Annotated in this window: 15 protein-coding genes and 2 pseudogenes; 5 read left to right on the forward strand and 12 right to left on the reverse strand. The window is 70.6% G+C overall.

Annotated features, from left to right (window positions below; genetic code table 11):
* From AB0P24_RS45240 to AB0P24_RS45260, 5 genes are all read right to left on the reverse strand, one after another.
* The coding region (locus tag AB0P24_RS45240; RefSeq protein ID WP_365804869.1) for a condensation domain-containing protein at positions 1-1,950 on the reverse strand (1,950 nt) is incomplete at its 3' end.
* A gap of 186 nt (positions 1,951-2,136) precedes the next feature.
* Positions 2,137-11,370 carry an amino acid adenylation domain-containing protein gene (locus tag AB0P24_RS45245; protein WP_365804871.1) on the reverse strand — a complete coding sequence of 3,078 codons (9,234 nt, stop codon included), beginning with the start codon at positions 11,368-11,370 and terminating at the stop codon, positions 2,137-2,139.
* 241 nt (positions 11,371-11,611) lie between these two features.
* Complete coding sequence (locus AB0P24_RS45250; RefSeq protein WP_365804873.1) at positions 11,612-12,937, reverse strand: HAMP domain-containing sensor histidine kinase; 1,326 nt, start codon at positions 12,935-12,937, stop codon at positions 11,612-11,614.
* A gap of 1 nt (position 12,938) precedes the next feature.
* Complete coding sequence (locus AB0P24_RS45255; RefSeq protein ID WP_365804875.1) at positions 12,939-13,592, reverse strand: response regulator transcription factor; 654 nt, start codon at positions 13,590-13,592, stop codon at positions 12,939-12,941.
* Positions 13,593-13,738: 146 nt separating this feature from the next.
* Positions 13,739-14,392, reverse strand: coding sequence for a response regulator transcription factor (locus AB0P24_RS45260; protein WP_365804877.1), 654 nt, complete (start codon positions 14,390-14,392; stop codon positions 13,739-13,741).
* An 82-nt stretch (positions 14,393-14,474) separates the two neighbouring features.
* Here AB0P24_RS45260 and AB0P24_RS45265 point away from each other — a divergent pair, with 82 nt between their 5' ends.
* Positions 14,475-14,840 carry a transposase domain-containing protein gene (locus tag AB0P24_RS45265; RefSeq protein WP_365804879.1) on the forward strand — a complete coding sequence of 122 codons (366 nt, stop codon included), beginning with the start codon at positions 14,475-14,477 and terminating at the stop codon, positions 14,838-14,840.
* A 46-nt stretch (positions 14,841-14,886) separates the two neighbouring features.
* Here AB0P24_RS45265 and AB0P24_RS45270 read toward each other — a convergent pair whose 3' ends face one another.
* Positions 14,887-15,354, reverse strand: a complete 468-nt coding sequence (locus tag AB0P24_RS45270; protein ID WP_362796242.1) for a MarR family transcriptional regulator — start codon at positions 15,352-15,354, stop codon at positions 14,887-14,889.
* A gap of 109 nt (positions 15,355-15,463) precedes the next feature.
* On the opposite strand from AB0P24_RS45270, the gene AB0P24_RS45275 reads away from it, so the two are divergent.
* The 3 genes from AB0P24_RS45275 to AB0P24_RS45285 all read left to right on the forward strand — a co-directional run bounded on the left by AB0P24_RS45275 (position 15,464) and on the right by AB0P24_RS45285 (position 18,021).
* Entirely contained in the window at positions 15,464-16,117 is a 654-nt protein-coding gene (locus AB0P24_RS45275) for a prephenate dehydrogenase/arogenate dehydrogenase family protein (protein ID WP_365804881.1), read from the forward strand.
* On the forward strand, positions 16,104-17,285 hold the full coding sequence (locus AB0P24_RS45280) for a hypothetical protein (RefSeq protein ID WP_365804883.1): 1,182 nt from the start codon (positions 16,104-16,106) through the stop codon (positions 17,283-17,285). Before AB0P24_RS45275 ends, AB0P24_RS45280 begins: the two co-directional genes overlap by 14 nt.
* Positions 17,286-17,415: 130 nt before the next feature.
* The gene (locus AB0P24_RS45285; RefSeq protein WP_365804885.1) at positions 17,416-18,021 is read left to right on the forward strand and encodes an ester cyclase; all 606 of its coding nucleotides are present in this window, start codon (positions 17,416-17,418) and stop codon (positions 18,019-18,021) included.
* A 40-nt stretch (positions 18,022-18,061) separates the two neighbouring features.
* Here the strand turns inward: AB0P24_RS45285 and AB0P24_RS45290 are convergent.
* The 4 genes and pseudogenes from AB0P24_RS45290 to AB0P24_RS45305 form a co-directional block, all read right to left on the reverse strand.
* Positions 18,062-18,481, reverse strand: a pseudogene (locus AB0P24_RS45290) (transposase family protein); the annotation flags it as partial.
* 69 nt (positions 18,482-18,550) lie between these two features.
* Positions 18,551-18,980: pseudogene (locus AB0P24_RS45295) on the reverse strand (transposase); the annotation flags it as partial.
* A gap of 129 nt (positions 18,981-19,109) precedes the next feature.
* Positions 19,110-20,096, reverse strand: a complete 987-nt coding sequence (locus tag AB0P24_RS45300) for an NADPH:quinone reductase (RefSeq protein ID WP_365804887.1) — start codon at positions 20,094-20,096, stop codon at positions 19,110-19,112.
* Between the two features lie 397 nt (positions 20,097-20,493).
* Positions 20,494-21,336 carry an enoyl-CoA hydratase/isomerase family protein gene (locus AB0P24_RS45305; RefSeq protein ID WP_365804889.1) on the reverse strand — a complete coding sequence of 281 codons (843 nt, stop codon included), beginning with the start codon at positions 21,334-21,336 and terminating at the stop codon, positions 20,494-20,496.
* A gap of 107 nt (positions 21,337-21,443) precedes the next feature.
* Between AB0P24_RS45305 and AB0P24_RS45310 the strand changes: the two genes are divergently transcribed.
* A complete protein-coding gene (locus AB0P24_RS45310; RefSeq protein WP_365804895.1) occupies positions 21,444-21,836 on the forward strand; it encodes a helix-turn-helix domain-containing protein in 393 nt (130 codons plus the stop codon).
* Positions 21,837-22,638: 802 nt separating this feature from the next.
* Here AB0P24_RS45310 and AB0P24_RS45315 read toward each other — a convergent pair.
* Positions 22,639-23,253 (reverse strand): TetR/AcrR family transcriptional regulator, encoded by a 615-nt coding sequence (locus AB0P24_RS45315; protein WP_365804891.1) that lies wholly within the window; start codon positions 23,251-23,253, stop codon positions 22,639-22,641.
* The gene (locus tag AB0P24_RS45320; RefSeq protein WP_365804893.1) at positions 23,253-24,101 is read right to left on the reverse strand and encodes an oxidoreductase; all 849 of its coding nucleotides are present in this window, start codon (positions 24,099-24,101) and stop codon (positions 23,253-23,255) included. Before AB0P24_RS45320 ends, AB0P24_RS45315 begins: the two co-directional genes overlap by 1 nt.
* Between the last annotated feature and the right edge of the window lie 437 nt (positions 24,102-24,538).

Consider the following 24,538-nt stretch of genomic DNA (forward strand, 5'->3'; position numbering starts at 1 on the left):
CACCCCAAACCGCTCCACCTGCGCCAACCCCAAATTCACCAACCCCACATGCGACACCACCACACCCTTCGGCCGCCCCGTCGAACCCGACGTGTGAATGACGTACGCGGCGTTGGTGACACGCAGCGGCGACGTACGCTCGGCGTCGGTCACCGGGCCTGTCGTGTGCCGTGCCACCTCCGCCATGACCTGCGGGTCGTCCAGGGCGATCGCCCGCTCCCGGGTACCGTCGGGCAGTACCGCGCGGCCGGCCTCGGTGCACAGCACCGCGACCGGGTCGGAGTCGTCGAGCACCAGGGCCAGCCGGTCCGCCGGGTGCCGGGGGTCCAGCGGGACGAAGGCTCCGCCGGCCATCGACACGGCCAGCAGCGCGACCACCGTCCCCACCGACCGCTCCGCGACGACGGCGACCCGCTGCTCGGGTCCCACCCCGAGGCCGATGAGGTACCGCGCCAGGCGGCCCACCTCGTCCGCCAACTCGGCGTAGGTCAGAGTCCGTTCGTCAGAGTCCAGGGCCATCGCGTCCGGCGTCCGGCGCGCCTGGTCCGTGAGCATGTCGGGCAGCGTCCCGCAAGGCGCTTCCGGCTGGATGTCCTGCCAGTCGCGGGTGACGCGGACCAACTCGTCGTCGTCCAGGAGTCCGATGCGGGCCAGCGGCGCGTGCGGGTCGGCCGCGAACCCTTCGAGCACCCGGTGCAGCATAGCCAGCACCCGCTCGGCGTCCGCGCGGTCGAACAGGTCCGTCCGGTGGTCGAGTTGCAGCTCCATCCGCTCACCCGGTGCGACGATCAGGCCGAGCGGATAGTGGCTGGCGTCCCTTGTCCTGCCGTCCAGCCGGATGGTGACGGCGTCGGGTCCGTCCGGCTCCTCGGTCGCCGATCGCGGATAGTTCTCGTACACCACCAGCGTGTCGAACTCCGCGCCGGGTCCGGCGAGTTGCCTGATCTCGGTGAGCCCGAGGTGCTGGTGGCCCAGGAGACTCACCTGGCGCGCCTGCAGCGTGGCGAGCAGTTCGGCGACAGTGCTGCCCCCGGCCAGTTCGACGCGGACCGGCAGGGTGTTGATGAACAGGCCGACCAGCGAGTCGGCGCCCGGCAGGTCCGTGGGCCGCCCGGCGACGGTGGTGCCGAACACCACGTCCTGCCGCCCGGCCAGCCGGGCGAGGACCATCGCCCACGCGGCCTGCACCACCGTGGCCATGGTGACGCCGCACTCACGTGCCAGCACCTCCAGTGCCCGCGTCAGTTCCGCGCTGCACTCGGCGAGCACGGCTTCGGGCCGCAGCGGCGGCCGCGCGGGGTCGGCCGGGGCGACCAGGGTGGGCTCGTCCGCCCCCGCCAGCTCCGCGCGCCATGCGCTCCGTGCCGCCTCCCGGTCCTGCCGGCCCAGCCAGGCCAGGTAGTCGCCGTAGGAACGGATCGGCGGCAGTGCCCGGACGTCGCCCCCGGCCCTGTACACCGTCGACAGTTCGTCCACCAGGATGGGCAACGACCAGCCGTCGAGCACGATGTGATGAGTCGTCATCACCAGTCGGTGCCGCCGGTCGCCGAGCCGGATCAGCAGAAGCCGCAGCAGCGGTCCGCGCGCGACATCGAAGCCGGCCGACAGCTCCGCCTCGGACAGCCGGGCCGCCTCGGCCTCCGCCTCCGCCTCCGGCAGGCCACTCAGATCGGCTTCCTGCCAGGGGAGTTCGGCATGCCGGGCGACGACCTGTACCGCCTGGCCCGACCTGCGCCGCCGGAAGCCGGCCCGCAGGGCGCCATGACGGGCGAGCAGGCCCTCCCAGGAACGGCGAAGACGTTCGGCGTCCAGCGGCCCGTCGAGGGCGAGGGCCCGCTGTCCCGCGTACACGTCGGACGCACCCGTGCCGAAGGCCGCGTGGAAGAGCAGCCCCTCCTGCAGCGGCGACAGCGGCCAGATGTCTTCGATGGCGGTCCGAGTCCGGGTCATCGCGTTGGTCTCCTCACAGCGGTCACAGCTTCGGTTCGGCAGCGCGGGCAGAGCGTCAGGGAGCAGATCTCAGGAGTCGGAGTGACGTAGGACGAAATCGGAGGGGGTCAGCGGGAGTCAGGGACGGCCGGCGGCGGTCGCCCGGGCGAGGTCGAAGGTGGAAGTCGGAAGTCGGAGGCGCAGGTGTCAGCCGTGGTCATCCGCGAACTCGGTCTCCAGGGCCTCGATTTCGTCCTGGTCGAGATCGAGCAGCGCGAAGTCGGAGGGTGTGTGGCCGCCGGCCGTCGGATCGGCGGTATGGGTTGCGATCCCCTCCAGTAGTTCCAGCCAGGTCCGGCCGAGACGTTCGGCCCGGTCCCCGTCCAGCAGCGTTGCGGGCCAGCCGAGGGTGACGGTCAGCAAAGGTCCGTCCGGGGTGTCGGACACGACGGCGCCGGCTTCCAGCGGGTGCAGCACCGGCATGTCCGGATCCGCCGTGCCGGACATCGCGCTGTCCCCGGCCGTCTGCCAGGCGCCGACCGGGCTCCCGCCCGGTCCGGCCCCGGCGAACCGGCCCAGATAGTTGAAGCCGATCTCCGGTGCGGGAAGGTCCGCCAACGCCCGTGCCGCCTCGGGATTCGCCCAGCGCAGCAGGCCGTGGCCCAGCCCGTCCCCGGGTACCGCCTGTACCTGTTCCTTCACCCTTTTGACCAGCACGCCGGCCGCGGCGCCGCCGGCCGCCGCGTCCTCCAGGCCGATTCCGGACACGTCCAGCCGCAGCGGATGCACCGCGGTGAACCAGCCCACGGTCCGGGACACGTCCATGCCCTCCGACAGCGGCTCCCGGCCGTGCGCCTCGACCTCAACCAGCAGACCGCCAGCCCCGGCCCCCTCTTCGTTCCCGTCCCCAGCCTCCGGACGCCACCGCGCCACAGCTCCGGCCAGCGTCGCCAGCAGCACCTCGCGCACTCCGCAGTGGAAAAGCGCAGGGGTACGGCCGACGAGTACGGCACTGCGGTCGGCGGGGAGGGTCCACTCGCGGCGGACCAGGGTCCGTACGGTGTCACGGTACGGATCGAGGGGACGGGACCCGACCACCGTACGCCCGGTGGTCCCCGAGAGCAGGGCCAGCCAGCCGTCCAGCTCCGCCGCCCTCTCCGGGCTGCGGGCCGAACGCTCCAACTGGCGGGCCCAGGACCGGAACGGGGTGCCGGCCGACTGCAGGACGGTGTCGGGCTTGCGGCCGGCGGCCACGGCCTCGCAGGCCGCCCGCAGGTCCGGCATCAGCACCCGCCACGACACCCCGTCGACGACGAGATGGTGCACTACGAGGACCACGCGCCCGGTCCGGCCCGGACCGGCGTCCACCCACACGGCGAGCGCCATCACGCCCGCCAACGGATCCAGTCGCTCGACCGCGTCCCGGGCAGCGTCCCCGGCCACGTCGTCCAGGCCGTCGTCGGAGACACCTCCGGCGTCCACCCGCACGACTCTGCCGAACCCCTCGACCCGACCGACGCCGTCGAGACGGCCGAACCGATCCACCGTGCCGGGTTCCGGTACGACGAGCACCGGGCCGCCGGTCCCGTCCTCGACCCGGGCCCGAAGCATGCCGTGCGCGGCCAGCACCGCCTCCAACCCCGTCTCCAGCACGTCCGTGCCCAGCCCGGCGGGCGCGCCCACGGCCATCCACTGCGCGAACCGCGACCGCAGCGCGTCCGCGCCCATGGACCGCATCACCGGCGTCCACGGCACCTCGCCGGCCCCGTCGGCCCCGCCGTCCTCGACCTCCTCGGACGTGTCCACGGTCGCGACCGCCACCAGCGCCAGCCGTTCCGGGGTCTTCTCCTCGAAGACCTGGCGGGGCGTCACCGCCCACCCGGCCCGCCGGGCGCGGGAGGCGAGCAGCATCGACAGGATCGAGTCGCCGCCCAGGTCGAAGAACCCGTCCCCGACCCCCACCCGCTCCAGGCCCAGCACCTCGGCGAACAGGGCGCAGAACGCCTCCTCGGCCGAGGTCTCGGGCGCCCGGGTGGCCACGGACGCGAGGTCGGGCGCGGGCAGGGCGGACCGGTCGATCTTCCCGTTGGGCGTCAGCGGGAAGTCGTCCAGGACCACCAACGCCGACGGGACCATGTGCTCCGGCAGCCGGGTCGCCGCGTGAGCCCGTACGGCGCTCATGTCCACCGACCCGACGACGTACCCGACGAGTCGCCCGTCCCGCACCAGCACGGCCGCCCGCTCCACACCCGGGTGGGCGGCCAGGACGGCCTCCACCTCGCCCGGCTCCACCCGGAAGCCGCGGATCTTCACCTGCTGGTCGGCCCGGCCCACGAACTCCAGCCGGCCATCGGCCCGCCACCGCACCAGATCCCCCGTGCGATACATCCGCCCGTCGCCGTCACCGAACGGGCACGCCACGAACCGCTCCGCCGTCAGACCCGGCCGGTTCACATAACCCCGCGCCAGCCCATCCCCGGCGACATACAACTCACCCGTCACACCCACCGGCACCGGCCGCAGACACCCGTCCAGGACGTACGTGCGGACGTTCGACAGCGGAGATCCGATCGCCGGCGCGGCGTCCTCCCCTGTGATGCCCTCGCCCAACAAGACCGCCGTCGAGATCACCGTCGCCTCGGTCGGACCGTAGGTGTTCCACACCCGCGCACCCGCCCGCCACTTCGCCGCCAGACCGGACTCCAACCGCTCCGCACCCAGCACCCAGTTGCCGACCCCCGGAACCGCCTCCGGCTCCAGCGCCCACAGCAGCGACGGAACGACACTCGCCACCCCGACGCCGGAGGCCGCCATCATTCCGGCCAGCGCGGCCCCGTCAAGCCGCTCCTCCGCCGACGCGATCGCCAGCGTGCCACCGGCGGCCAGCGTCACCGCCACGTCCAGCACCGCCGCGTCGAAACTCAACGACGCGAACTGCAAGGCCGTAACCCCCGGCTCCACCCCCAACACCGGACGCATCACCGACGCCAGGTTCGCCACCGACGCGTGCGCGACCGCCACACCCTTCGGACGGCCCGTCGAACCCGACGTATAGATCACATAGGCCAGCTGACCAGCAGCGATCTCCGGCAACTCACCCGATACGCGATCCAGTTCGTCGAGACGAACGACGGCGACATCCTCCGGCAGACAGCCGGCCGTCTCGCCCGAGACCAGCACGAACTCCGCCGCACTGTCCGCGACCATGTACGCCAACCGGTCAGCGGGATACTCCGGATCCAGCGGCACATACGCCCCGCCGGCCTTCCACACCGCCAGCAACGCCACCACCATCTCCACCCCACGCGGCAGACACAGACCCACCCGCGACTCCCGACCCACCCCACGCGCCACCAGCCCACGCGCCCACGCATCCGAACGCCCATCCACCTCCGCATAGGTCAACGAACGCCCACCCGAGCGCAACGCCACCGCGTCCGGAGACTCAGCCACCCACCGTCGGAACCGCTCCACCACCAGCGACGCATCCACCTCGCGTGCCGTCGCGTTCCACTCCTCCACCACCACAGCCCGCTCGGACTCGTCCAGCAGCTCGATGTCACTCAGCCGTGTCTCCGGGTCGGCGGCCATCTGCTCCAGTACCCGGACCAGGCGGCGGGCCGTCCGCCGGGCGGCCTGGTGTCCGAGGACGTCGGAGCGGTGGTCGAGGCGGATGGCGAGGCCGTCGGCGGGGGTGACGCCCAGCGCCAGCGCGAAGTTGGTCGACTCGCGGAGCTCGGTGGCCGTGAGGGCGAGTTCGTCGCCGAGGGGCTGGGCGTCCAGGTCGCCCGGGTAGTTCTCGAAGGCCAGCAGCGTGTCGAAGGTGGCGCCGGGGCCTGCGGCCCGCTGCACCTCGCTCAGCCCGACATGCTGGTGGTCGAGCAGCGCCGACTGCCGCGCCTGCAACTCCTCCAGCGCGGCACCCACCGACCGGGCGGGATCCAGTCGCACCCGCACCGGCAGCGTGTTGATGAACAGCCCCAGCATCGCCTCCATCCCGGGAAGCTCCGCCGGCCGGCCCGCCACCGTGGCGCCGAACACCACCTCATGACGGCCCGTCAGCTGTCCCAGCACCAGTCCCCAGGCCAGCTGGACCACGGTGTTCAGCGTCACGCCGGCCCCGCGTGCGACCCGCTCCAGCGCGCGCACCAGGTCGGCGTCCGCCCGCTCGTGGACCCGGTCCAGGGCGACGGCATCTGACGTGTCCGAGCCGGCCGGTGCGACGAGCGTGGGCTCCTCGACCTCGGCCAGTTCGGTCCGCCACGCCTCCAGCGCGGCCGCACCATCCCGGGCGGCCAGCCACGCCCAGTAGGGCCGCGTCGGCACGGGTGCGCCCAACGCGCCCGACGCGCCCGACGCGCCCGACGCACTCGACGCATCCGCCTGGCCGCCGGCCTCGTAGAGCACCCACAACTCCTTGAGCAGTATGGGCAGCGACCAGCCGTCCAGCAGCAGGTGGTGGAGTGTCACCACCAGCCGGGACCGCTCAGCGCCGGTCCGGAGCAGTGCCACGCGCAGCAGCGGGGGCGCGGCGAGATCGAACCGCGCGGACCGTTCCTCGGTCGCCACCCGGTCCGCGGCGTCCTCATCGAGTCCCGTGAAATCCACCTCGCGCCAGGGCAGTTCGGCTTGGTCCGCGACCACCTGCACCGGGCTTGTCGCACCCGCCACCTGCATGAACCCGGCCCGCAACGCGGCATGCCGATCGACCAGGCCCTGCCATGACGCCCGCAACCGCTCCCCGTCCACGTCACCTTGGAGCGTCAGCACCATCTGCTCGACGTAGACGTCCGTGCCGTCCTCGTCGAAGAGGGAGTGGAACAGCAGGCCCTGCTGCAGAGGCGCGACCGGCAGCACCTCCACCACACCAGGAACCGCGGCCTCTATCTCCTCCACCGCCGTCTGGTCCAGGGCCACCAGCGGAAAGTCCGACGGGGAATGCCCACCCGCACCCGCCCGAACGTCCGCCACCAGGCTCCCGAGCGCGCCCGCCCACGCCTCCAGCAGTGCCCGCGCCCGTCCCTCGGGCAGCAACCGCCCGGGCCAGGCCAGCACCAGCTCCAGTACCGGACCGTCCGCCGACTCCCGTACCGATCCCGTCAGTTCGAGCGCGTGCATCACGGCGGCCTGCGCCGCACTGCCCGCCGCGAAGCCGGTGCCGGTCCCTGTGCGGCCCAGGTAGTTGAAGCCGACCTGCGCCGTCGGCAGGCCCGCCAGCACCGGAGCCGTCTCCGGGTTCAGCCGGCGCAGCAGGCCGTAGCCGAGCCCGTCCCCGGGCACCGCCCGCACCTGCTCCTTCACCCGCGACACCGACACCGACCCCGACCCCGACCCCGACAGCCCACCGTCAGCGCCCAGCCGCACCGGGTACGAGGACGTGAACCACCCCACCGTCCGCGACAGATCCGCCCCCTCGGACAGCGAGGTCCGGCCGTGGCCCTCGACGTCCACCAGGAGACCGCCGGGCCCGGCCCACTCCGCCACCGCACCCGCCAGGCCCGCAAGCAGCACCTCGTGCACGCCGGCGTGGAACGCGGCCGGAACATCCGTCGAGAGCGCCGCCGTCACGTCCGCCGCCACGGTCACCGACACCTCGCGAACCGTCGCGCCCACATCCACGGCCGGGTCCAGCGGAACGTCCGTCAGCAGGACGTCCGGGCCGTCACCCGCCACCACCGTCCGCCACGCGTCCAGCTCGGCCACCCGCTCCGGACGGGTCGCCTCGGCCGCCAGCTCCCGCGCCCAGGCCCGGAACGGCACCGGTACGTCGTCGAGTACCGGCTCGCCTTGGCCGACGCGTGCCCCGTACGCGGACCACAGGTCGGGCAGGAGCACCTGCCAGGACACCGCGTCGACGACCAGGTGGCTGGCCACCACGACCAGCCGCCCGGCAGCCAGGGGCCCCGCGTCCAGCCACACCGCCTGGACCATCACCCCGGCCGCGGGATCCAGCCGCGCCACCGCGGCCTGGATCTCCGCATCCACCAGGTCCGCCGGATCCTGCCCGATCGCGTCCACGCGTAGGACCGCCCCGGCGGCCGGCACCGCGTCCGCCACTCCGGGCACCACGAGCACCCCGCGCTCCGCCACCAGCGATGCCCGCAACATGTCATGACGCTCCATCAGGACCGCCCACGCATCCCGCAGCGCCACCTCGTCCAGCCCCGCCGGCGCCTCCACCGCCACCGACTGCACGACCTCGCGCACACCGCCGGCACCGACCCGGTCCAGTACCTCCCGCATCACCGGTGTCAGCGGCACCTCACCGATCGCGCGGTCCGCCAGACGGGTGCCGTCCGCCAGAACCACCCCGCCGACCCCGCCAGCGGGCTTCGCCACGGCGGCCGCCAGCCGCGCCGGCGTCCGCAACTCGTGCACCTGACGGGCCCGGATGATCAGCCCGGCCCCACGGGCCCGTGACACCAACAGCATCGCCGTGATCGAGTCGCCGCCCAGCCCGAAGAAGCTGTCCCCGACGCCGACCGCGTCCGACCCCAGACCCAGCACCTCCGCGAACAGCGCACACAGCGCCTCCTCGGTCCCGGTCGACGGAGCGCGCGTGTCGGCGGACGCCGGGCCGGGCTCGGGCAGGGCGGCCCGGTCGATCTTGCCGTTCACGGTCAGCGGAAAGGCGTCGAGCGCGACGACCGCCGACGGGACCATGTACTCCGGCAGCCGGGTGGCGGCGAAGGCCCGCACCTCCTCGCCGTCCGCGCTCCCGGCGACATAGCCGACCACATGCCCGTCCCGGACCACCGCCGTGGCTCGCTCGACCCCCGGACAAGCGGCCAGCACCGCCCCGACCTCGCCGAGTTCGACCCGGAAGCCGCGGATCTTCACCTGCTGGTCGGCCCGGCCCACGAACTCCAGCCGGCCATCGGCCCGCCACCGCACCAGATCCCCCGTGCGATACATCCGCCCGTCGCCGTCACCGAACGGGCACGCCACGAACCGCTCCGCCGTCAGACCCGGCCGGTTCACATAACCCCGCGCCAGCCCGTCCCCGGCGACATACAACTCACCGGCCACCCCCACCGGCACCGGCCGCAGAAAGGCGTCCAGCACGTAAGTACGGACATTGGGCAGCGGAGAACCGATGGCCGGCGGCGCCCCCTCCCTGGTTATCCCCTCGCCCAACAAGACCGCCGTCGAGATCACCGTCGCCTCGGTCGGACCGTAGGTGTTCCACACCCGCGCACCCGCCCGCCACTTCGCCGCCAGACCGGACTCCAACCGCTCCGCACCCAGGACCCAGTTGCCGATACCGGCGAAGTTCGTCGGCTCCAGCACACCCAGCAGCGACGGAACGACACTCGCCACCTCGACACCGCTGCTCTCCACCATCGCGGCCAGCGCGGAAGGGTCCAGCCGCTCATCGGACGAGGCGATGGCCAGCGTGCCACCGGCGGCCAGCGTCACGGCCACGTCCAGCACGGACGCGTCGAAGCTGAAAGAAGCGAACTGCAGCGCCGTAACCCCCGGTTCGACGCCGAGGACGGGACGCATGGCGGTGGCCAGGTTCGCCACCGACGCATGCCCGACCGCCACACCCTTCGGACGCCCCGTCGAACCCGACGTATAGATCACGTAAGCCAGCTGACCGGCCGCGACCTCCGGCAACTCACCCGATACGGCTTCCAGTTCGTCGAGACGGACGACGGCGACATCCTCCGGCAGACAGCCGGCCGTCTCGCCCGAGACCACCACGAACTCCGCCGCACTGTCCGCGACCATGTACGCCAACCGGTCAGCGGGATACTCCGGATCCAGCGGCACATACGCCCCGCCGGCCTTCCACACCGCCAGCAACGCCACCACCATCTCCACCCCACGCGGCAGACACAGACCCACCCGCGACTCCCGACCCACCCCACGCGCCACCAGCCCACACGCCCACACATCCGAACGCCCATCCACCTCCGCATAGGTCAACAAGCACTCACCCGAACGCAACGCCACCGCGTCCGGAGACACCACCGCCCACCGGCGGAACCGCTCCACCACCAGCGACGCATCCACCTCACGTGCCGTCGCGTTCCACCCCTCCACCACCACAGCCCGCTCGGACTCGTCCCCCACCGCTGCGATCCGTCGCAGCGGTGCCGTCGGATCGTCGGCGGCCCGCTCGACGAAGGCGATCAGGGACCGGTGGACGGCCCGTACCCACGCCCGGTCGTAGAGCGCAGCGTTCGCCTCGACGACGATCTCGACCCCCGACGCGGTGCGGTCGATCAGCACTCCGAAGTCCTCGACCAATCGGGTCGACACGTCCCGTGCCACGCCCCGGCAGTCGCCGAAGGCCAGTTCGCCGGCCGACGGCAGGATGTTCACATACGGGCCGAAGTGCCAGCGGTCGCCCTCGGGCCAGCCCAGCTCCCTGCGCAACCGTTCGCCGCGGTACCGCTGGTGCCGGAGCAGTTCGCCGACCGCTTCGTCGGCCGTCCGGGCAAGGTCGAGCAGGCCGGCTTCGGCGGGGACGGGGAAGCGCAGGGGCAGCATGTTCGCCTTGGTGGTGCGCGCCCTGAGATCCGTCTCGCTCACACGTCCGGTCACGGGGAGGCTGAGCAGCGCCTCGGGGGACCCGGCCAGGCCGTTGACGAAGGCGCCGACGGCGGCGAGAAGCAGCCGGGAGGTGCGCAGGCCGGCGCGGTCCGCCGCGGCGTGCAGCGCGGCCGCCGCGGCAGGGTCGAGACCGCCCGTCTCGCGGAGTACGGCGCCCTCGCGGGCGTCGTCGTGAAAGCCGGCGACGCCGGAGATTCGGGGGACCTCCGCCAGGTCCGGGCGGTCCGAGAATCGGTCGGATAGATACCGCCGGTCGTCGGCGAATTCAATTGAGTTCCGGTATTCCGCTTCTTCTTCGAGCACCCTGTTTATCGAGGTGTCACCGGAATCCGGATACGCCCTGCCCCCGACGAGTGCCGAATACACCTCGGCGACCCTGCGGGCCATGAGCGTGCACGCGTATCCGTCGAGCAGGAGGTGGTTGTAGCCCTGGAACCAGCAGTACCGATCGGAATCGAGTCTGAAGAGCACGTGTGAGAAGAGGTTTTCTCCGAGCGGATCCTCCAGGCGGGCGAGTTCCTCGCGCATCCGGGTCTCGATCCGGGTCTCGATCCGGGCCCGCCGGTCACTGTCACGGTCCCCGTCCTTGTCCCGGTCCCCGTCAGGTTCCTCGATGCGCAGGGTCGCCCGGTGCGGGGCGGTGTGCGGCGCCGCGCGTACTTCGCCGGTCTGGTCCTCGGTGAAGCGCACGCCCAGGGCCTCGGTCTCCTCGACCGTGCGGCGCAGCGCGGCCTCGAAGGCAGGCACGTCCAGCGGGCCGGTGATCTCGACGGCCTGCCCGACGCTGTACAGCGCGTGTGGGCCGCCCAGGCGCTGTGCGTGCCAGATGCCCTCCTGGCCGTCGGACAGGGGAATGCTGTCACCGATTCGCTCGCTCATGCCTACCCTTCACCCTTATTCCGTTGCCATGGGCATGCAGGTGTGCCATACGCCATTTCGCGGGAAACGCAAGGCAAGAAGCTTCCGCTGGGGAAGCTTCTGGGAATACAGATCCGCGCGCTACAACCTCCGCTGAAGCGCCGTCAATTCCCGGTGCAACGCCGCGAAAGGACGTTGGACGACCGGGTCGGTCCCTCAGAACGATACCTATCGGACGGTGCCGTCCAACCCGCCGTTCTGGTCACTTGGACGCGGCGGCGGCGCGGATCTGCGGCCGGCCTTCGTAGCGTTCTCCGCCTTTTACAATGAGGGGGAAGGAGATGTCGACGACGAGCCCGCCCTCGGGCCTGGCGCGGGCGGTGAGGGTGGCGTCGTGGGCCGCGGCGATGGCGCGGACGATCGACAGGCCGAGGCCGTGGTGGCCGTCGCCCGCGGTGCGGTGCATCCGCTGGAACGGCTCGAAGAGCTGGTCGACACGATCCTTGGGGACCTCGGGGCCGGTGTTGGAGACGGTGAGGACGGCTCGCCGGTCGTGGCGCCGGACGGTGATGTCCACGCTGCCGTCGGGCACGTTGTAGTAGGCGGCGTTGTGGGCCAGGTTGGCGACCAGTCGCTCCAGGAGTGCGGTGTCTCCGGCGACCGTCGCCGGTTCGGTGCGGTCCACGATGCGTACGCCGTGCCGCTGGGTCTCGGGGAGTTGGGTGAGCAGCACGGACTCGACGACCTCAGCCAGGTCGACGGGCTCGGTGCGGTCCATGCCCCGTTCGCTCACGGCGAGGGCGAGGAGGGACTCCAGCAGGGCTCCCTGGTGGGTGCTGATCCGCAGCAGGCGTTCGAAGTTCTCGCGGAACGCCTCGACGGTGGCGTCGCGGTCGAGAAGGGATTCCTCCAGGAGGGCGCGCTCCACGGTGAGCGGGGTGCGCAGTTCGTGGGCGGCGTTGGCGACGAAGCGTTTGTGCGACTCCAGGGCCGCTTCGAGGCGTTCGAGGAGCCCGTCGACGCTGTCGGCGAGCTCGCTGACCTCGTCGCGGGGGCCCTCGACGGCGAGGCGCTCGTGCACGTTGCTGGCGGAGATCCGGCAGATGCCGGCGGTGAGGGTCCGCATGGGCTTGAGGACGCGGCGGGCCAGCAGCCAGCTGAGCACGACGGAGATCGCCGCCATGATGGTGAGGGCGATGCCGGACTGCACGAGGAGTTCGTGCATCTGGGCGTCGTGCATCTTGGCGGTCTGTTTGCTCAGCTGGTCGTTGAGCCAGTCGGTGACGTCCGGCGCGGAGCCGGGTTCGGAGCCGGGTTCGGAGCCGGGCCGGATGATCGTCCGCGGTTGTGAGCCGTCCTGCGGGGCCAGGTGGAAGGCGGTGACGACGTTGTGGGTGGGGCGGTTGACGAGCAGGTAGGTGATGCTGAGCAGGACGGCGCCGGAGGCGATGAACAGCAGACCGAAGAGCATGGCGAAGCGGACCCGGGCCCGACGGGGCGTGAGGCGGCGGAGCAGGGCGCGCGCCCGGACGACGGCGGCCGAGCGGCGCAGCCGGGCGCGGGCGCGGGTCACGAGGGTGGTCGCCATGTCAGATCCGGTAGCCCTCTCCTGGCACGGTCTGGATCACGGAGCGGTCGACGAGCTTGGTCCGGAGCCGGTTGACCGTGGCCTTGACGGTGGTGGTGCCGGGGTCGGCGACCTCGTCCCACACCTTGGCCAGGAGTTCGTCGGTGGCCACGGTGCGGCCGCGGGCGCCTAGCAGGTACTCCAGGACCCCGAACTCCTTGGCAGTGAGCGGGAGCTGGGTGCCGGCGTGGCTGGCGATACGGCGGGCGGGGTCGAGGCGCAGCGGGCCGCGGACCAGCTCGGGCCGGCGCACCGGGTGGGCGCGTCGGCCGAGGGTGCGGGTGCGGGCGAGGAGTTCGGCCCAGGCGAACGGCTTGGCGAGATAGTCGTCGGCGCCGAGGCCGAGGCCCTCGACACGGTCCGCGATGGAGGCGGAGGCGGTGAGCATGAGCACCTTTGTGCGGACGCCCTCGGTGGCGAGTTCGGCGCAGACCTCGTCGCCGTGCACGTCGGGGAGGTCGCGGTCGAGGATGACCACGTCGTAGTCGACCTCCAGGATGAGGTCGAGCGCGGTCCGGCCGCCGTAGGCGGTGTCGACGGCGAGGCCCTCGCGGCGCAGCACTCTGGTGATCGAATCCGCGAGTTCCGTGTGGTCCTCCACCACCAGTACTCTCATTGCTCCCCCTACGAAACACGGGTCACCGACGGCAGGGTCCCCCACGCCGGGTCACATCCGGGTTACTCCGTTCACAGGCTGGCGTACCGTCCTCCGCCTCGCAACAACACGCACGGCACCGTGCGGCCGGCACCGTGCGGCCGCTTTCAGATCCGGTAGCCGGCATGCGGCAGCGTCTCGATGACGGGCGGGTCCCCGAGCTTGCGGCGCAGCCTGCTGACGGTGACCTTGACGGTGTTGCTGAACGGGTCGGCGTCCCGGTCCCAGGCGCGTTCCAGGAGTTCCTCGGCGGAGACGACGGCGCCGCCGGCGGCGAGCAGGACCTCCAGGACGGCCATCTCCTTGGGTGACAGGTCCAGGCTGCGTCCGCCGCGGAGCGCGGTGCGGCGGGCGGGGTCGAGTTCGATGTCGCCGCGGGTGAGGACCGGGGGCACGGCGGGCTGGTCGCGTCTGTCGAGGGCCTGGACGCGGGCGATCAACTCGGCGAAGGAGAAGGGCTTCGCGAGGTAGTCGTCGGCGCCGAGGCCGAGGCCCTCGACCCGGTCGGCGAGGGTGCCGGAGGCGGTGAGCATCAGGACCCGGGACGGGCAGCCCTGCTGGACGAGGGCACGGCAGATGTCGTCGCCGTGCACGAGTGGCAGGTCGCGGTCCAGGACGACGACGTCGAACGCGCCGCTGGCGGCCCGGGTGAGCCCCTGCTCGCCGTCGTGCGCGAGTTCGACGTCCATGGCGTGCCGGCGCAGCCCCCGCGCAAGGCTCTCCGCGAGATCCCTGTGGTCCTCCACGATCAGTACGCGCATGTCACCACCTTGGCATCCGGCGGATCACACGGCGGTAACAGCGCCCATGGGTGGCCGGTAACGTCCGTACACCCAGGCGGAGTTGGCCATTCCGCCCAGCGTAAACACTTGGTCTAGTCTGTTCTCCGGGCAGAGCCATGACGAGGTCGCCCGGCTGCTGAGCGCGGGATTGCAGGGTGCGCGGCGTTGGCGTGCGTCGTGGGCGGTGCCGAGTACGGCGGCGATCTGGAAAGCCAGGTCCCGGCTGGGTGTGGCGCCGCCGCTACGGCAGCTGCTCGCGCGGGTACGCCGTCCAATTGCCGCACGGGACACTCAGGGTGCCTTCTACCGCGGCTGGCGACGGACCGCGATCGACGGCACCACATTCGACTTGCCCGACACGAGCGCGAACGTGGAGGCGTCCGGTCGTCCGCCCCGCTCCGGTCGGGGCGAACAGAACGTCGGCTAACCGCAGTTGCGCATGGTCGGCCCGCTACGTCATCTGGTCCTCGACGTCATGGCTTCCGAGGAAGCCTCGATGCTGCCTCCCTCACGCGGTCGAGCATGCCGTCCAGCGCGGCCAGGTCCTGCGCTCCGAAGCCGTCGAAGGCCTTGCGCAGGTTGCGGGCGTGCACGGTGGCCGCTTGGTCGAGTACGTCGTGCCCGGCGGCGGTGATTCCCGCGTAGGAGACGCGGCGGTCGGTGGGGCACGGGCGTCGCTCGACGTATCCGGCCGCCTGCATGCGATCCACCAGGCGGGTCACGCCGCTGGTGGTGAGCGCAATCTGGTCGGCCAGGACGCTCATCGTCAGTTGCTCCCCCTCCGAGCGGGCCAGCCGGATGAGTACCTCGAACCAGACGTGAGGCAGTCCTGCCTCGGACTCCATGGCGGATCCGAGCCATTGCTCCAGCCGACTGTAGGCCTCGACCAGGCGGCCGAACGTGGTGATCAACGGATCGTCGATGGGAGTCGCGGAAGGCATGTTGACAATCCTACCTCCGAAATACTTGCCGAGTCAGAGATTGCGCAGTCAATCATCGATGGTTACTGTGTCAATATCTGACTAGTCAAGGAACTGGGGACGCGCTGTCATGCATGTCGCGATCACCGGAGCGGGCGGCGTGGGCTCCGCGCTCAGCAAGGCCGCATCCGCCGCCGGGCACACCGTGTCCGTGTCGGCGACCAGCCGGGAGAAGGCAGCCGTGGTCGCGGCCGAAACGGGTGCGCGCCCCGCAGCGAACACCGTGGACGCCGTGACCGACGCCGACCTCGTGGTGCTCGCCGTACCCGGGAACGCGGTGACTGCCGTCGCGGACGAACAGGCACCGGCCGTGCGCGGCAAGGTCGTGGCCGACGCCACCAACCCGCTGAACACGACCTTCACCGACCTCGACAACAAGGAGACCGCCGCCGCGCAGACCCTCCAGCGTCATCCTCCGGACGCGCCGGTGGTGAAGGCGTTCAACACCGTCTCCGCCGGACGCCTCGCAAACCCCGTCGAGCAGGGCGTCCCGCTCCACCTCTTTCACGCCGGTGACGACGTCGACGCGAAGAACACCGTTTCCGAGTTCGCGGCCTCACTCGGCTTCGAGCCGATCGACGCGGGTGGGCTGCGTACGGCCCGCGCGCTGGAGGAGACGGCCTTTCTGAACATCTCGCTGAACGCGAGCCGACTGGTCCGGGCAGTCCGAGTGGGCGCTGCTCGGCCCGACCGGTTGAGGAGAACCGATCATGACTACTACTGACGCCACACAACCGGACTCTCCCTTGGGGCCTCCGACAGCAGTGAACAGGGGTGACTCGGTTGCTCCGCTCGTCGTGCTGCTGCACGGTCGCGGCTCGCGCGAGACCGAGATCATCGCGCTCGCCGACGCGTTGCCTCCCGAGTTGTCGTACGCCGCGCTGCGCGCACCCATCGCCGAAGGCCCCGGGTTCGCCTGGTTCGCCAACCGCGGCATCGGCCGCCCGGTTCCGGAGTCGCTGCGCGCCACCCTGGACTGGTTCAACGCCTGGCTCGACGAGATCGCCCCGCCCGGCCGTCCGGTCCTGCTCGTCGGCTTCAGCGGCGGCGCCGCTTTCGCGGGCGGGCTGGTGCTGGACAACCCGGAACGCTTTGCCGGAGCGGCGATTCTCTACGGCACGCTGCCCTTCGACGCAGGGGTGCCCACCACTCCCGCCCGACTGGCCGGGGTACCGGTGTTCGTCGCCCAGGGCGAGCACGACCACGTCATCCCCCGCGAACTGCTCGACCGCACCTGGCACTACCTCACCGGCGAATCGGGGGCGCCGACGATTGCCCGGCGGGACCCCGTGGGGCACGGCATCGCCACCGGCGCGCTGGCCGGCCTCGCCGGCTGGCTCGCGGAGCGGAGCGACTACCTTGCCCGCCATGGATGTCCCGACAGGGAACCGGCGCGCTGGCCGACCCTCCCCGACGGCCTTCCGGACCGTGACGGGCAGCGCCCGCGTGCGAGCGTGACGATCCCCCAGCAGCAGACCACCGACAACTCGCCGCCGGAACTTCAGGAGAAGCTGTTCGCCCGGCTGAGCACACTCGACGGCGTCGCCACCGGCCCGTCGGCAATCTCCGTGCCGGGCGCGCGAGGCTTCATGCTCACCGGGACGCACACCACCGGACCCGAGCAAGCCTTCCTCGTGCCGCGGGCCAGGGAGTTCGCTCATCTGCACCCCGGACACGACGGCTCGCTCCACATCGCGCTGCCGGTCGGCCTGGCGGCCGACGCGATCCGGCACGGCTGGGCCGTGGCCTATCCCCTCGCCGGGATCAGGCTCACTCCGGGCATGGTGCTGGTCTACGGACCTCGTGACGAGCGTGAACTCGACGTCGTCACCACGATCGTGAGCACCAGCCACGCCTGGGCCGCGGGCCGGTTCACCCCGGCCGCCGCCTAGCCGGCCAACGCGGAATCCCGCACACAGCCACCGCCTGTCGGCCGGGTCGTCGGGGCCTGGCCGTCACAAGAAAACAGGTTCACCATCGGCGCTCGTCGCGAGCGCTCTTCACGAGAATCGAGGATTCACCATGGAGCGTCGTTCCATGCTCAAGGGTGGAGCCGCCGCCGCATTCGGCGCGCTGGCCATCACCGCCGTCACCAGTGGAGAGAGCCTGGCCCAGGCGGGCCAGCGGTACCCGGGCCTGCTCCCGGATCCGGCCACCACGCCGGTGCCGAACCCGCCCTTCCCGAACAACCTGACCCGCGCCGAGCGCAAGCACTTGGAAACCTTCGACGAGTTGGACTTCGAGGTCTTCACCCACGCCGACTGGGCCCGCCTGGGTGAGAGCCACGCGAAGAACATCCGCGTGCACTGGCCGGACGGACACTACACCGACGGTATCCAGCAGCACATCGACGACCTCGCGGCCCTCTTCGTGTGGGCGCCCGACACGCGGATCCTGTCCCACCCCCTCCGGGTGGCCAAGAACGAGCTGACCTGCGTCACCGGCGTGATGCAGGGCACCTTCACCCGCCCCATGCCGGACGGGAACGGCGGTTTCATCCAGCCGACGGGTAAGAAGTACGCCATCGACATGGCCACGGTCGGCATCTGGAACCGTAAGGGCACCATGGACGAGGAGTTCCTGTTCTGGGACAACCAGGCCTTCTACAGCCAGATCGGCCTCGGCTGAGCCGGTGAGCGCGGGTCGTCGCCGCCGGCACCGACGCCTCGGTGGCATCCAGTCGCAGCTCGATGCCTTCGGCCTGGGCGTAGGTGACCACGTCGGCCGGCGTCCGCAATCGCAGGCCGGGGCGGTCGGGGACCGCGCACCCCCGCTCCGCAAGGAGCACACGTATCTGTGCGATCGCGCGGGCGAGGGTGGAGCGGTCGGCGCCGAACACCAGGCCCAGCACCGAATGCGGCAGGTCGTGCCGCAGATGGATCGGCGTGGCCACCAGCCGGTCGACGAACACCAGCTGGTGGCCGACGCCGGCATCCGCAGCCCGCATCCTGGCCCCACCTCGCGCAGCATGGCGACGACCCTCGACGCCGACTTGCCACGACACCGCCAACTCTTCGACCAGGCGCGCGAGATGACGCCGAGAGATCTCCGTGATCAGCCGATGCGCCAGCACCGCCCGATTGACCATGATCGCCGCAGGCGGATCATCCACCGGCCAGCTCACCAGCTATCACGCACCAACTCGCAAAAGTTCATCTCATTTGGCGAGCCGGCGGTAGCAGATGAGGGTGCAATCAATGCTGGTGAAGGCCAAAAAGTTCTCGGCTTTGTACTCGTAGCGACGGTGAGGGGTGCGGCAGCCGGCGAGCCAGGACATGGTCCGCTCGATCACCCAACGGTGACGGCCCGGCCGCCTGGAGGACTCCATGCCCTTGCGACGATGCGGTGCTGGATGCCGCGTTCGCGAAGCCATTTCCGCAGATGAGCGTGGTCGTAACCCTTGTCGCCGTGGAGCTTGCCCGGCTTGCGCCGGCGTGGACCGCGGCGGGAACGGACGGGCGGGATGCCGCGCACGAGCGGCTCCGGGGCCCGGTGCCGTGGAGGTTGGCACCGGAGATCCCGACGGACAGGGGCAGTCTGGTCCGCTCGGTGATCAAGTGGATCTTCCACCCCTTCTTGCCCCGATCCACGAGTCGGATCAACCTGCTCCTCGGCCAGTTCGAGGGATGCGGCGAGCCGCAGCCATGAATTCGTCCTGAACTCATGAGGCAGGCAGGGAGTAGTTGCTCCCTCTCGTGCGGTTCGCGATGGACTGATCAGCGCAGGTCGAGTACAGCCTTCCCGATCAGGCCGTTCTCGACGGCCTCGTGTGCGAGCGCCACGTCGTCGAGGCTGAAGGAGTGCATTGGCAGTGGCGTCAGAGCGTCCTCGCGCAGGGCTTCGGTGATCTCTGCGGCGGCACGCAGCAGCGCGTCCCGCGGTTCGGTGAGGAACAGCGCGAACCGCAGCACCAGGTTGGACCACATGAGCCTGAAGACCGGCAGGGTCGGGTCGTCGGGCTGTGCCGCGTAGGTCACGATGGTTGCTCCCGGGCCGGTGACGGCCAGGTCCAGTTCGAGGTTGTCGGTCAGCGAGACCTCGATGATCCGGTCGACAGGCCCGGCTCCGTCGAGGATCTGCTGGGCGGCGTCGGCGTCGCGGTAGTTCACGACGAGGTCTGCGCCCGCGGCCCTGGCCAAGGCGGCCTTTTCCGGACCGCTGACCGTCGTCACGATCCGTGCGCCCGCAATGCGGCCGAGTTCGATCGCGTAGTGCCCGACGGCGCCCGCACCGGCCGCGACGAGTACGGTGCGGTCGCGGGGCGAACCGTCGGCATGCAGGCACCAGTGCGCGGTCATCGCCGGGATGCCTAGGCAGGCGCCGAGCTCGTCGGAGACCCCATCCGGCAGCGCAACGGCCTGCTCGGACGGTATGACGGTCCACTCCGCCGCGGTCCCCCACGGATGGCCTGCGCCGGCCATCCAGATCCACACGCGTTCACCGATCCGGCTCGGGTCGACGCCCGCGCCGACCGCGTCGATCGTGCCGGTGCCGTCCTGGTGCGGAATGCGGCCGGTGTGTTCGCCGACGCGCTGGAAGTCCTGCGGGGTGGAGTTCAGCCGCATGAACATGTCGCCCGGGTTGATCGCGGAGAGTGCGATACGAACGCGGACCTGGCCGGGGGCGGGCTCGGGGCGTTCGACGTCAAGCACCCGTAGCACGGTCTTGGCGGGACCGGGCGTGTCGTAGAAGGCTGCCCTCATGGGTTCATCTCTCCTCTTGGGTGTGGCGCGATCCCCGGCACTGGCCGGGGAACGCGCACGTCACCACGGTGGGGTCCTTCACCACGTCGTAGTGTGATTCCGGCGGCGAGACTGCCGCCTTTCGAACGGTCGGCTGAGACGGCGAACGTGCCGCGGACCATCGGCGGATTCCACCACGTTCGTCCCGCGCTGTGGCCGACGGCTTGATCTTGTGGCCTCTTGTGTGTCGGCGAGTTGTTCCCAGACGTGGGTTACCTCGTTGGCCGCGGGCTCACTGGGACGAAAGCGGGTGGCACCGGTCGAGTCGGGGCAGACGAAGCGTGCCTCCGTCATGCCGCTCGGTGACACCGGCGCGGACGGATTCCGTCCGCGGCCTTCCCGGCCCGTGGCTCTCGCTCTACAGGCCGGCGGCGACGCTTCGCATGACCGATTCCAGATCGCGCTCGCCCGCGGGGGTCTGCGCACCGTGCTCCAGGGCGCCTGTCATGAGTCGTGCCGGAAGAGCCCCGCTCACCAGCTCGGCCCATGCGTCGTTCTCCGCTCGCAGGCCGTCGGTCAGGTCCGCCGGAGGGACCAGTTGCTTGGCTGCGGCGATGAGCTCCGGGGAAAGCGCGGCGATCTTTTCCGCCACCCCGCCGACGAACGCGTCCAACTCGGCCGCGGGTACCGCACGGTTGATCCACCCGTAGGCGGCTGCGGTGTCTGCATCCACCAGATCACCGGTGAGCAGCAGTTCCAGCGCCCGGTTGCGCCCGGCCCGCTCGCGCAGGTACTGCGTTCCCCCGCCGCCCGGCACGATGCCCATCAGCACCTCGCTCTGCCCGATACCCGCGGTCTCCCGCGCGGCGAAGGTCATGTCGGCCGCCGCGACGAACTCGGCGCCGCCGGCTCGCGCCTTTCCCGCCAGTTTGATGATCGTCACCTGGGGCTGGTGGCGCAGCAACTCGCCCACCCCCTGGAAGAGATTGGCGTCCGGGTTGCGGTCCGCGATCTCCTGCAACTCGTCCATCTCGTTGAGGATGTGGATGTCGACGTGGGCGATGAAGAACTCGGGGTTGGCGCTGGAGAACACAATGACGCGGACCGAGCGATCGTCCCGCAGCATCCCGAGGGCGTCGTGCAGTTCGCGGATCAGGGTGCCGCTGAGCACGTTGACAGGGGGGTTGTCCAGGGTGATCCACGCGACTCCGGCATCGATGCCGACGCGGAGCGTCGTGTAGTGGTTCAGGTTCAGGTTCAAGAGTGTTCCAAGGTTTGCGATGAGCCAGTAGGTTTGCAACGCATACCTACCCTGGGCGCTGCGCCGAGGACGGTCAATAACGCACTTCTCAACAACCAAGGATCATGATGAATACCAGCTCCACGCCCCTGCCGCCCCGCGGCATGCCACGGTTCAGTGCCGAGTGCCCAAGCCGGCCCATCCTCGACCAGATCGCCGACAAGTGGTCCATGATGGTCCTGGCGGTCCTGGAGCAACCGACGCGGTTCAACGAGATCAAGCGACAACTGGAGGGCGTCACACAGCGGGTACTGACCCAGACGCTGCGCAGACTCGAACGCAACGGCATGATCCAGCGCCGGGTGCTCGAGACCTCCCCCCTCGGCGTGGAGTACTCCCTCACACACCTCGGCGAGTCTTTCCGTGAACCCTTCACCCGTCTGTACGACTGGACGGTTGAGCACAGCGACGAGGTCCTGGCGGCGCAGCACGAATACGACGCGCGGTCATCGGGACAGTAAACAGTCCCCCGGCCGGCCCCTCGGCGGTCTCGGACACCAGACAGACGTGGCCGGTCACACGGGGTCGGGTGGCATCGGAGACGGGCCTCCGCTGCCCTTGACGTTCGGGAGCAGCTTGCCGAGGCGGGCTGAGCAGTTCCACCTTGAGCGGAGCGCCGCTTGGTGCCACTGGCGGTGCTACAAGGTCCGAAGCGGGATGATCCGAGCGGACCTTACGCTCCGTCCGGCTGCGGAGTCGCGACGCAGGACACCACTATCCGGTCACGGTGTTCTGCGACCCATGTGGGACATCGGGAACCTCTCACACACCGGGGGTCCTTCGGTGAGCATTGCCGGACTGCGGGTCGAGGACAGGCCTTTCTGGAGCCCGGCGGCCGAGCCACTGTCCGCCTCGTTCCCCTCACCCCCTCTCTGGAAGCACGCCGAAACCGGCCAGCGGATCAACACGCACGAGGACCGCGCCATCGCGGGCACCGCGGTCGTGCTGGAGGTTCACCTCCCTGCCGCCGCCATTACCCGGAGATGGCGCCGACTCGCCCAGCCCCCTCACCGGTGCAGGTACCTCCGCACGCCGAGGTGATTCGCAGGCTGCCCGGCAGCATGGGGAGGTCCCGTAAGTGACCTTCCAGGTCTCGCAACCTGATCCGGAAGGCCGTACACGGGAGTTGTGGACACCAGCTCCCGTTGACCGGGCTGGGAGAGGACGTTGTGCCTCGCGGGATTTCCGCTGGCGGAGTGCCTGGACGGTGGGCCTCGGAGCCACGGGGTCCGGTTTCGCGCCTCACCGTCCACACCAGATGCATCAGGTGATCAGTCCGGCGCTGATCAGCCAGATGTGTTCGCAGGTCGAAGATGCCTTTTGCAACTCCTCGCGGGACTCTTGCGAGGCGTGGTAGAAGGTCCGCTCGATCATCCAGCACAGGGCGCGCGCCATCGCCGACGCCTGCTCTGGTTCGGTGCCTGCCTCAACGCCGGCTCGTTCCAGGACGGCGGCGATGGCCGTGATGAACAGGTCTGCCGTGTGGCTCCACAGCTCGCCGATCTCCGGCACGGTCAACGACAGGTCGATCGCCGTGCGCATGACCAGGCCGTGTTCGTTCCACAGCTCGACCGTGCGCCGCATGGCCGCTGCGATGGCCTGGCGTGGCTCGTCGGTCTGCGCGGTGGCCCTGGACCGCTCCCACAGGTGCTCGACGGTCCGGGCCACGAGCGCCGTGACCACTTCTTGCTTGGAGCCGAAGTAGAAGTACAGGGCGCCACGTGTGATGCCGGCGCCCTGCGCGATGTCGCCAACGGTCATGGCGTCATAGCCCTGTTGTGCCAGCAGAGCTTCGCAGGTGTCGAGGATGGCCCGCTCCCGGAGGTCACCCTTGCGTTCGGTGGTGCGTCGGCTCCGGGCGGGGTGGTGGCCGGTCATCAGAGCTGAGCGCCCTCGGCGAAGTCGGTGGTACGGGAGAGGGGCTCCCATGCGCGGATGTCCTCGTCCACGGCCGTGCGCGCGGCGGTGACCAGTCGCAGCGCGTCCGAGCCCAGGACGAGGTGGGCCGGCGGCTGGTCGACCGACGCGATGTGCACGACGGCATCCCCGGCCTTGGCCGGATTGCCCAGCTGGTTGCCGCTGGCCTTCTGGCGCGCTTCACGGATGGGGGTGAACAGCTCGTCGTAGTCGTCGATGGACCGCGCGGCGCGTGTCATGGACCGTCCGGCCCAGTCGGTGCGGAAGGAACCGGGCTCGATCGCCGTCACGTGGATCCCGAACTGTGCGACCTCCTTGCCCAGTGCCTCGAGGATGCCTTCCAGGGCGAACTTGCTGCCGCAGTAGGCGGACATGCCGGGCACGGCCATGAGCCCGCCCATGGAGGTGACGGCCATCAGGTGTCCGCGGCGGCGCCGGCGCATGTGGGGCAGCGCCGCCTGCAGGGTGGCCACTGTCCCGAAGACGTTGACCTCGAACTGCCGCCGTACGTCGGCCAGCGGGGTTTCCTCGAAGGTGCCCTCCAGGCCGTAGCCGGCGTTGGCGACGACGACATCCAGGGGGCCGACGCTCTGCTCCACCTCCGTGATCACACTCGAGACGGCGGCGTCGTCGGTCACATCCAGGATGCGGCCGTGCGCGTACCCGGGTTTGAGCCCTTCGAAGGCCCGCAGGTGCTCCTCGGAGCGGACCGTGCCGACGACGGTGTGCCCGGCGGCCAGGGCGGATTGGGCGAAGGCACGTCCAAGGCCCGTGCTGACGCCGGTGATGAGCCACTTCTGCTGCTGCACTGCTCCTCCAGAAAGGTCTCTCGAGGAGCTGGACTGCCCCCCTCACCGAGAAAGTCTACACAACGTCGAGTTTTACCAACGTGACGTTGATTCTGTCGCTCCCGACGGCATCATGCTCAGTCGAGGTCAGTCCGGCCCCTCACCGACCCGCTCACCTCGGTTGAAACGATCACGGTGTGGCTGGAGGTGATCACGGCGTCGGCGCCGTCCTGGACAGGTCCCCTTGCGGGGCTGACGTGCGTGGCGCACCTCGGGGGCCGTAGGCCGTTCGACTGCGCTCTGCGGCGAAGACGCGTCTCCCTGGAGGGACAGGGGAGTTGCGCCGTTTGTGTCAGCGTGATCGACGGGACCGATCCTGCCTCGTTCGTGGACGCATGAGGGGTGGGGGGGGGGGGGGGCGGGCGCCCCCCCCCCCCCCCCGGGGGTGATGAGAGTGG

Origin of the sequence: Streptomyces sp. NPDC086519, from assembly GCF_040686075.1 — a bacterium.
Lineage (GTDB): Bacteria > Actinomycetota > Actinomycetes > Streptomycetales > Streptomycetaceae > Streptomyces > Streptomyces shenzhenensis.

Excerpts from the sequence above, each read along its gene's own strand:
- AB0P24_RS45245 (WP_365804871.1), bottom strand. The coding sequence starts at position 11,370 with ATGAGCGAGCGAATCGGTGACAGCATTCCCCTGTCCGACGGCCAGGAG.
- AB0P24_RS45250 (WP_365804873.1), bottom strand. The coding sequence starts at position 12,937 with ATGGCGACCACCCTCGTGACCCGCGCCCGCGCCCGGCTGCGCCGCTCG.
- AB0P24_RS45255 (WP_365804875.1), bottom strand. The coding sequence starts at position 13,592 with ATGAGAGTACTGGTGGTGGAGGACCACACGGAACTCGCGGATTCGATC.
- AB0P24_RS45260 (WP_365804877.1), bottom strand. The coding sequence starts at position 14,392 with ATGCGCGTACTGATCGTGGAGGACCACAGGGATCTCGCGGAGAGCCTT.
- AB0P24_RS45270 (WP_362796242.1), bottom strand. The coding sequence starts at position 15,354 with ATGCCTTCCGCGACTCCCATCGACGATCCGTTGATCACCACGTTCGGC.
- AB0P24_RS45275 (WP_365804881.1), top strand. The coding sequence starts at position 15,464 with ATGCATGTCGCGATCACCGGAGCGGGCGGCGTGGGCTCCGCGCTCAGC.
- AB0P24_RS45280 (WP_365804883.1), top strand. The coding sequence starts at position 16,104 with ATGACTACTACTGACGCCACACAACCGGACTCTCCCTTGGGGCCTCCG.
- AB0P24_RS45285 (WP_365804885.1), top strand. The coding sequence starts at position 17,416 with ATGGAGCGTCGTTCCATGCTCAAGGGTGGAGCCGCCGCCGCATTCGGC.
- AB0P24_RS45300 (WP_365804887.1), bottom strand. The coding sequence starts at position 20,096 with ATGAGGGCAGCCTTCTACGACACGCCCGGTCCCGCCAAGACCGTGCTA.
- AB0P24_RS45310 (WP_365804895.1), top strand. The coding sequence starts at position 21,444 with ATGAATACCAGCTCCACGCCCCTGCCGCCCCGCGGCATGCCACGGTTC.
- AB0P24_RS45315 (WP_365804891.1), bottom strand. The coding sequence starts at position 23,253 with ATGACCGGCCACCACCCCGCCCGGAGCCGACGCACCACCGAACGCAAG.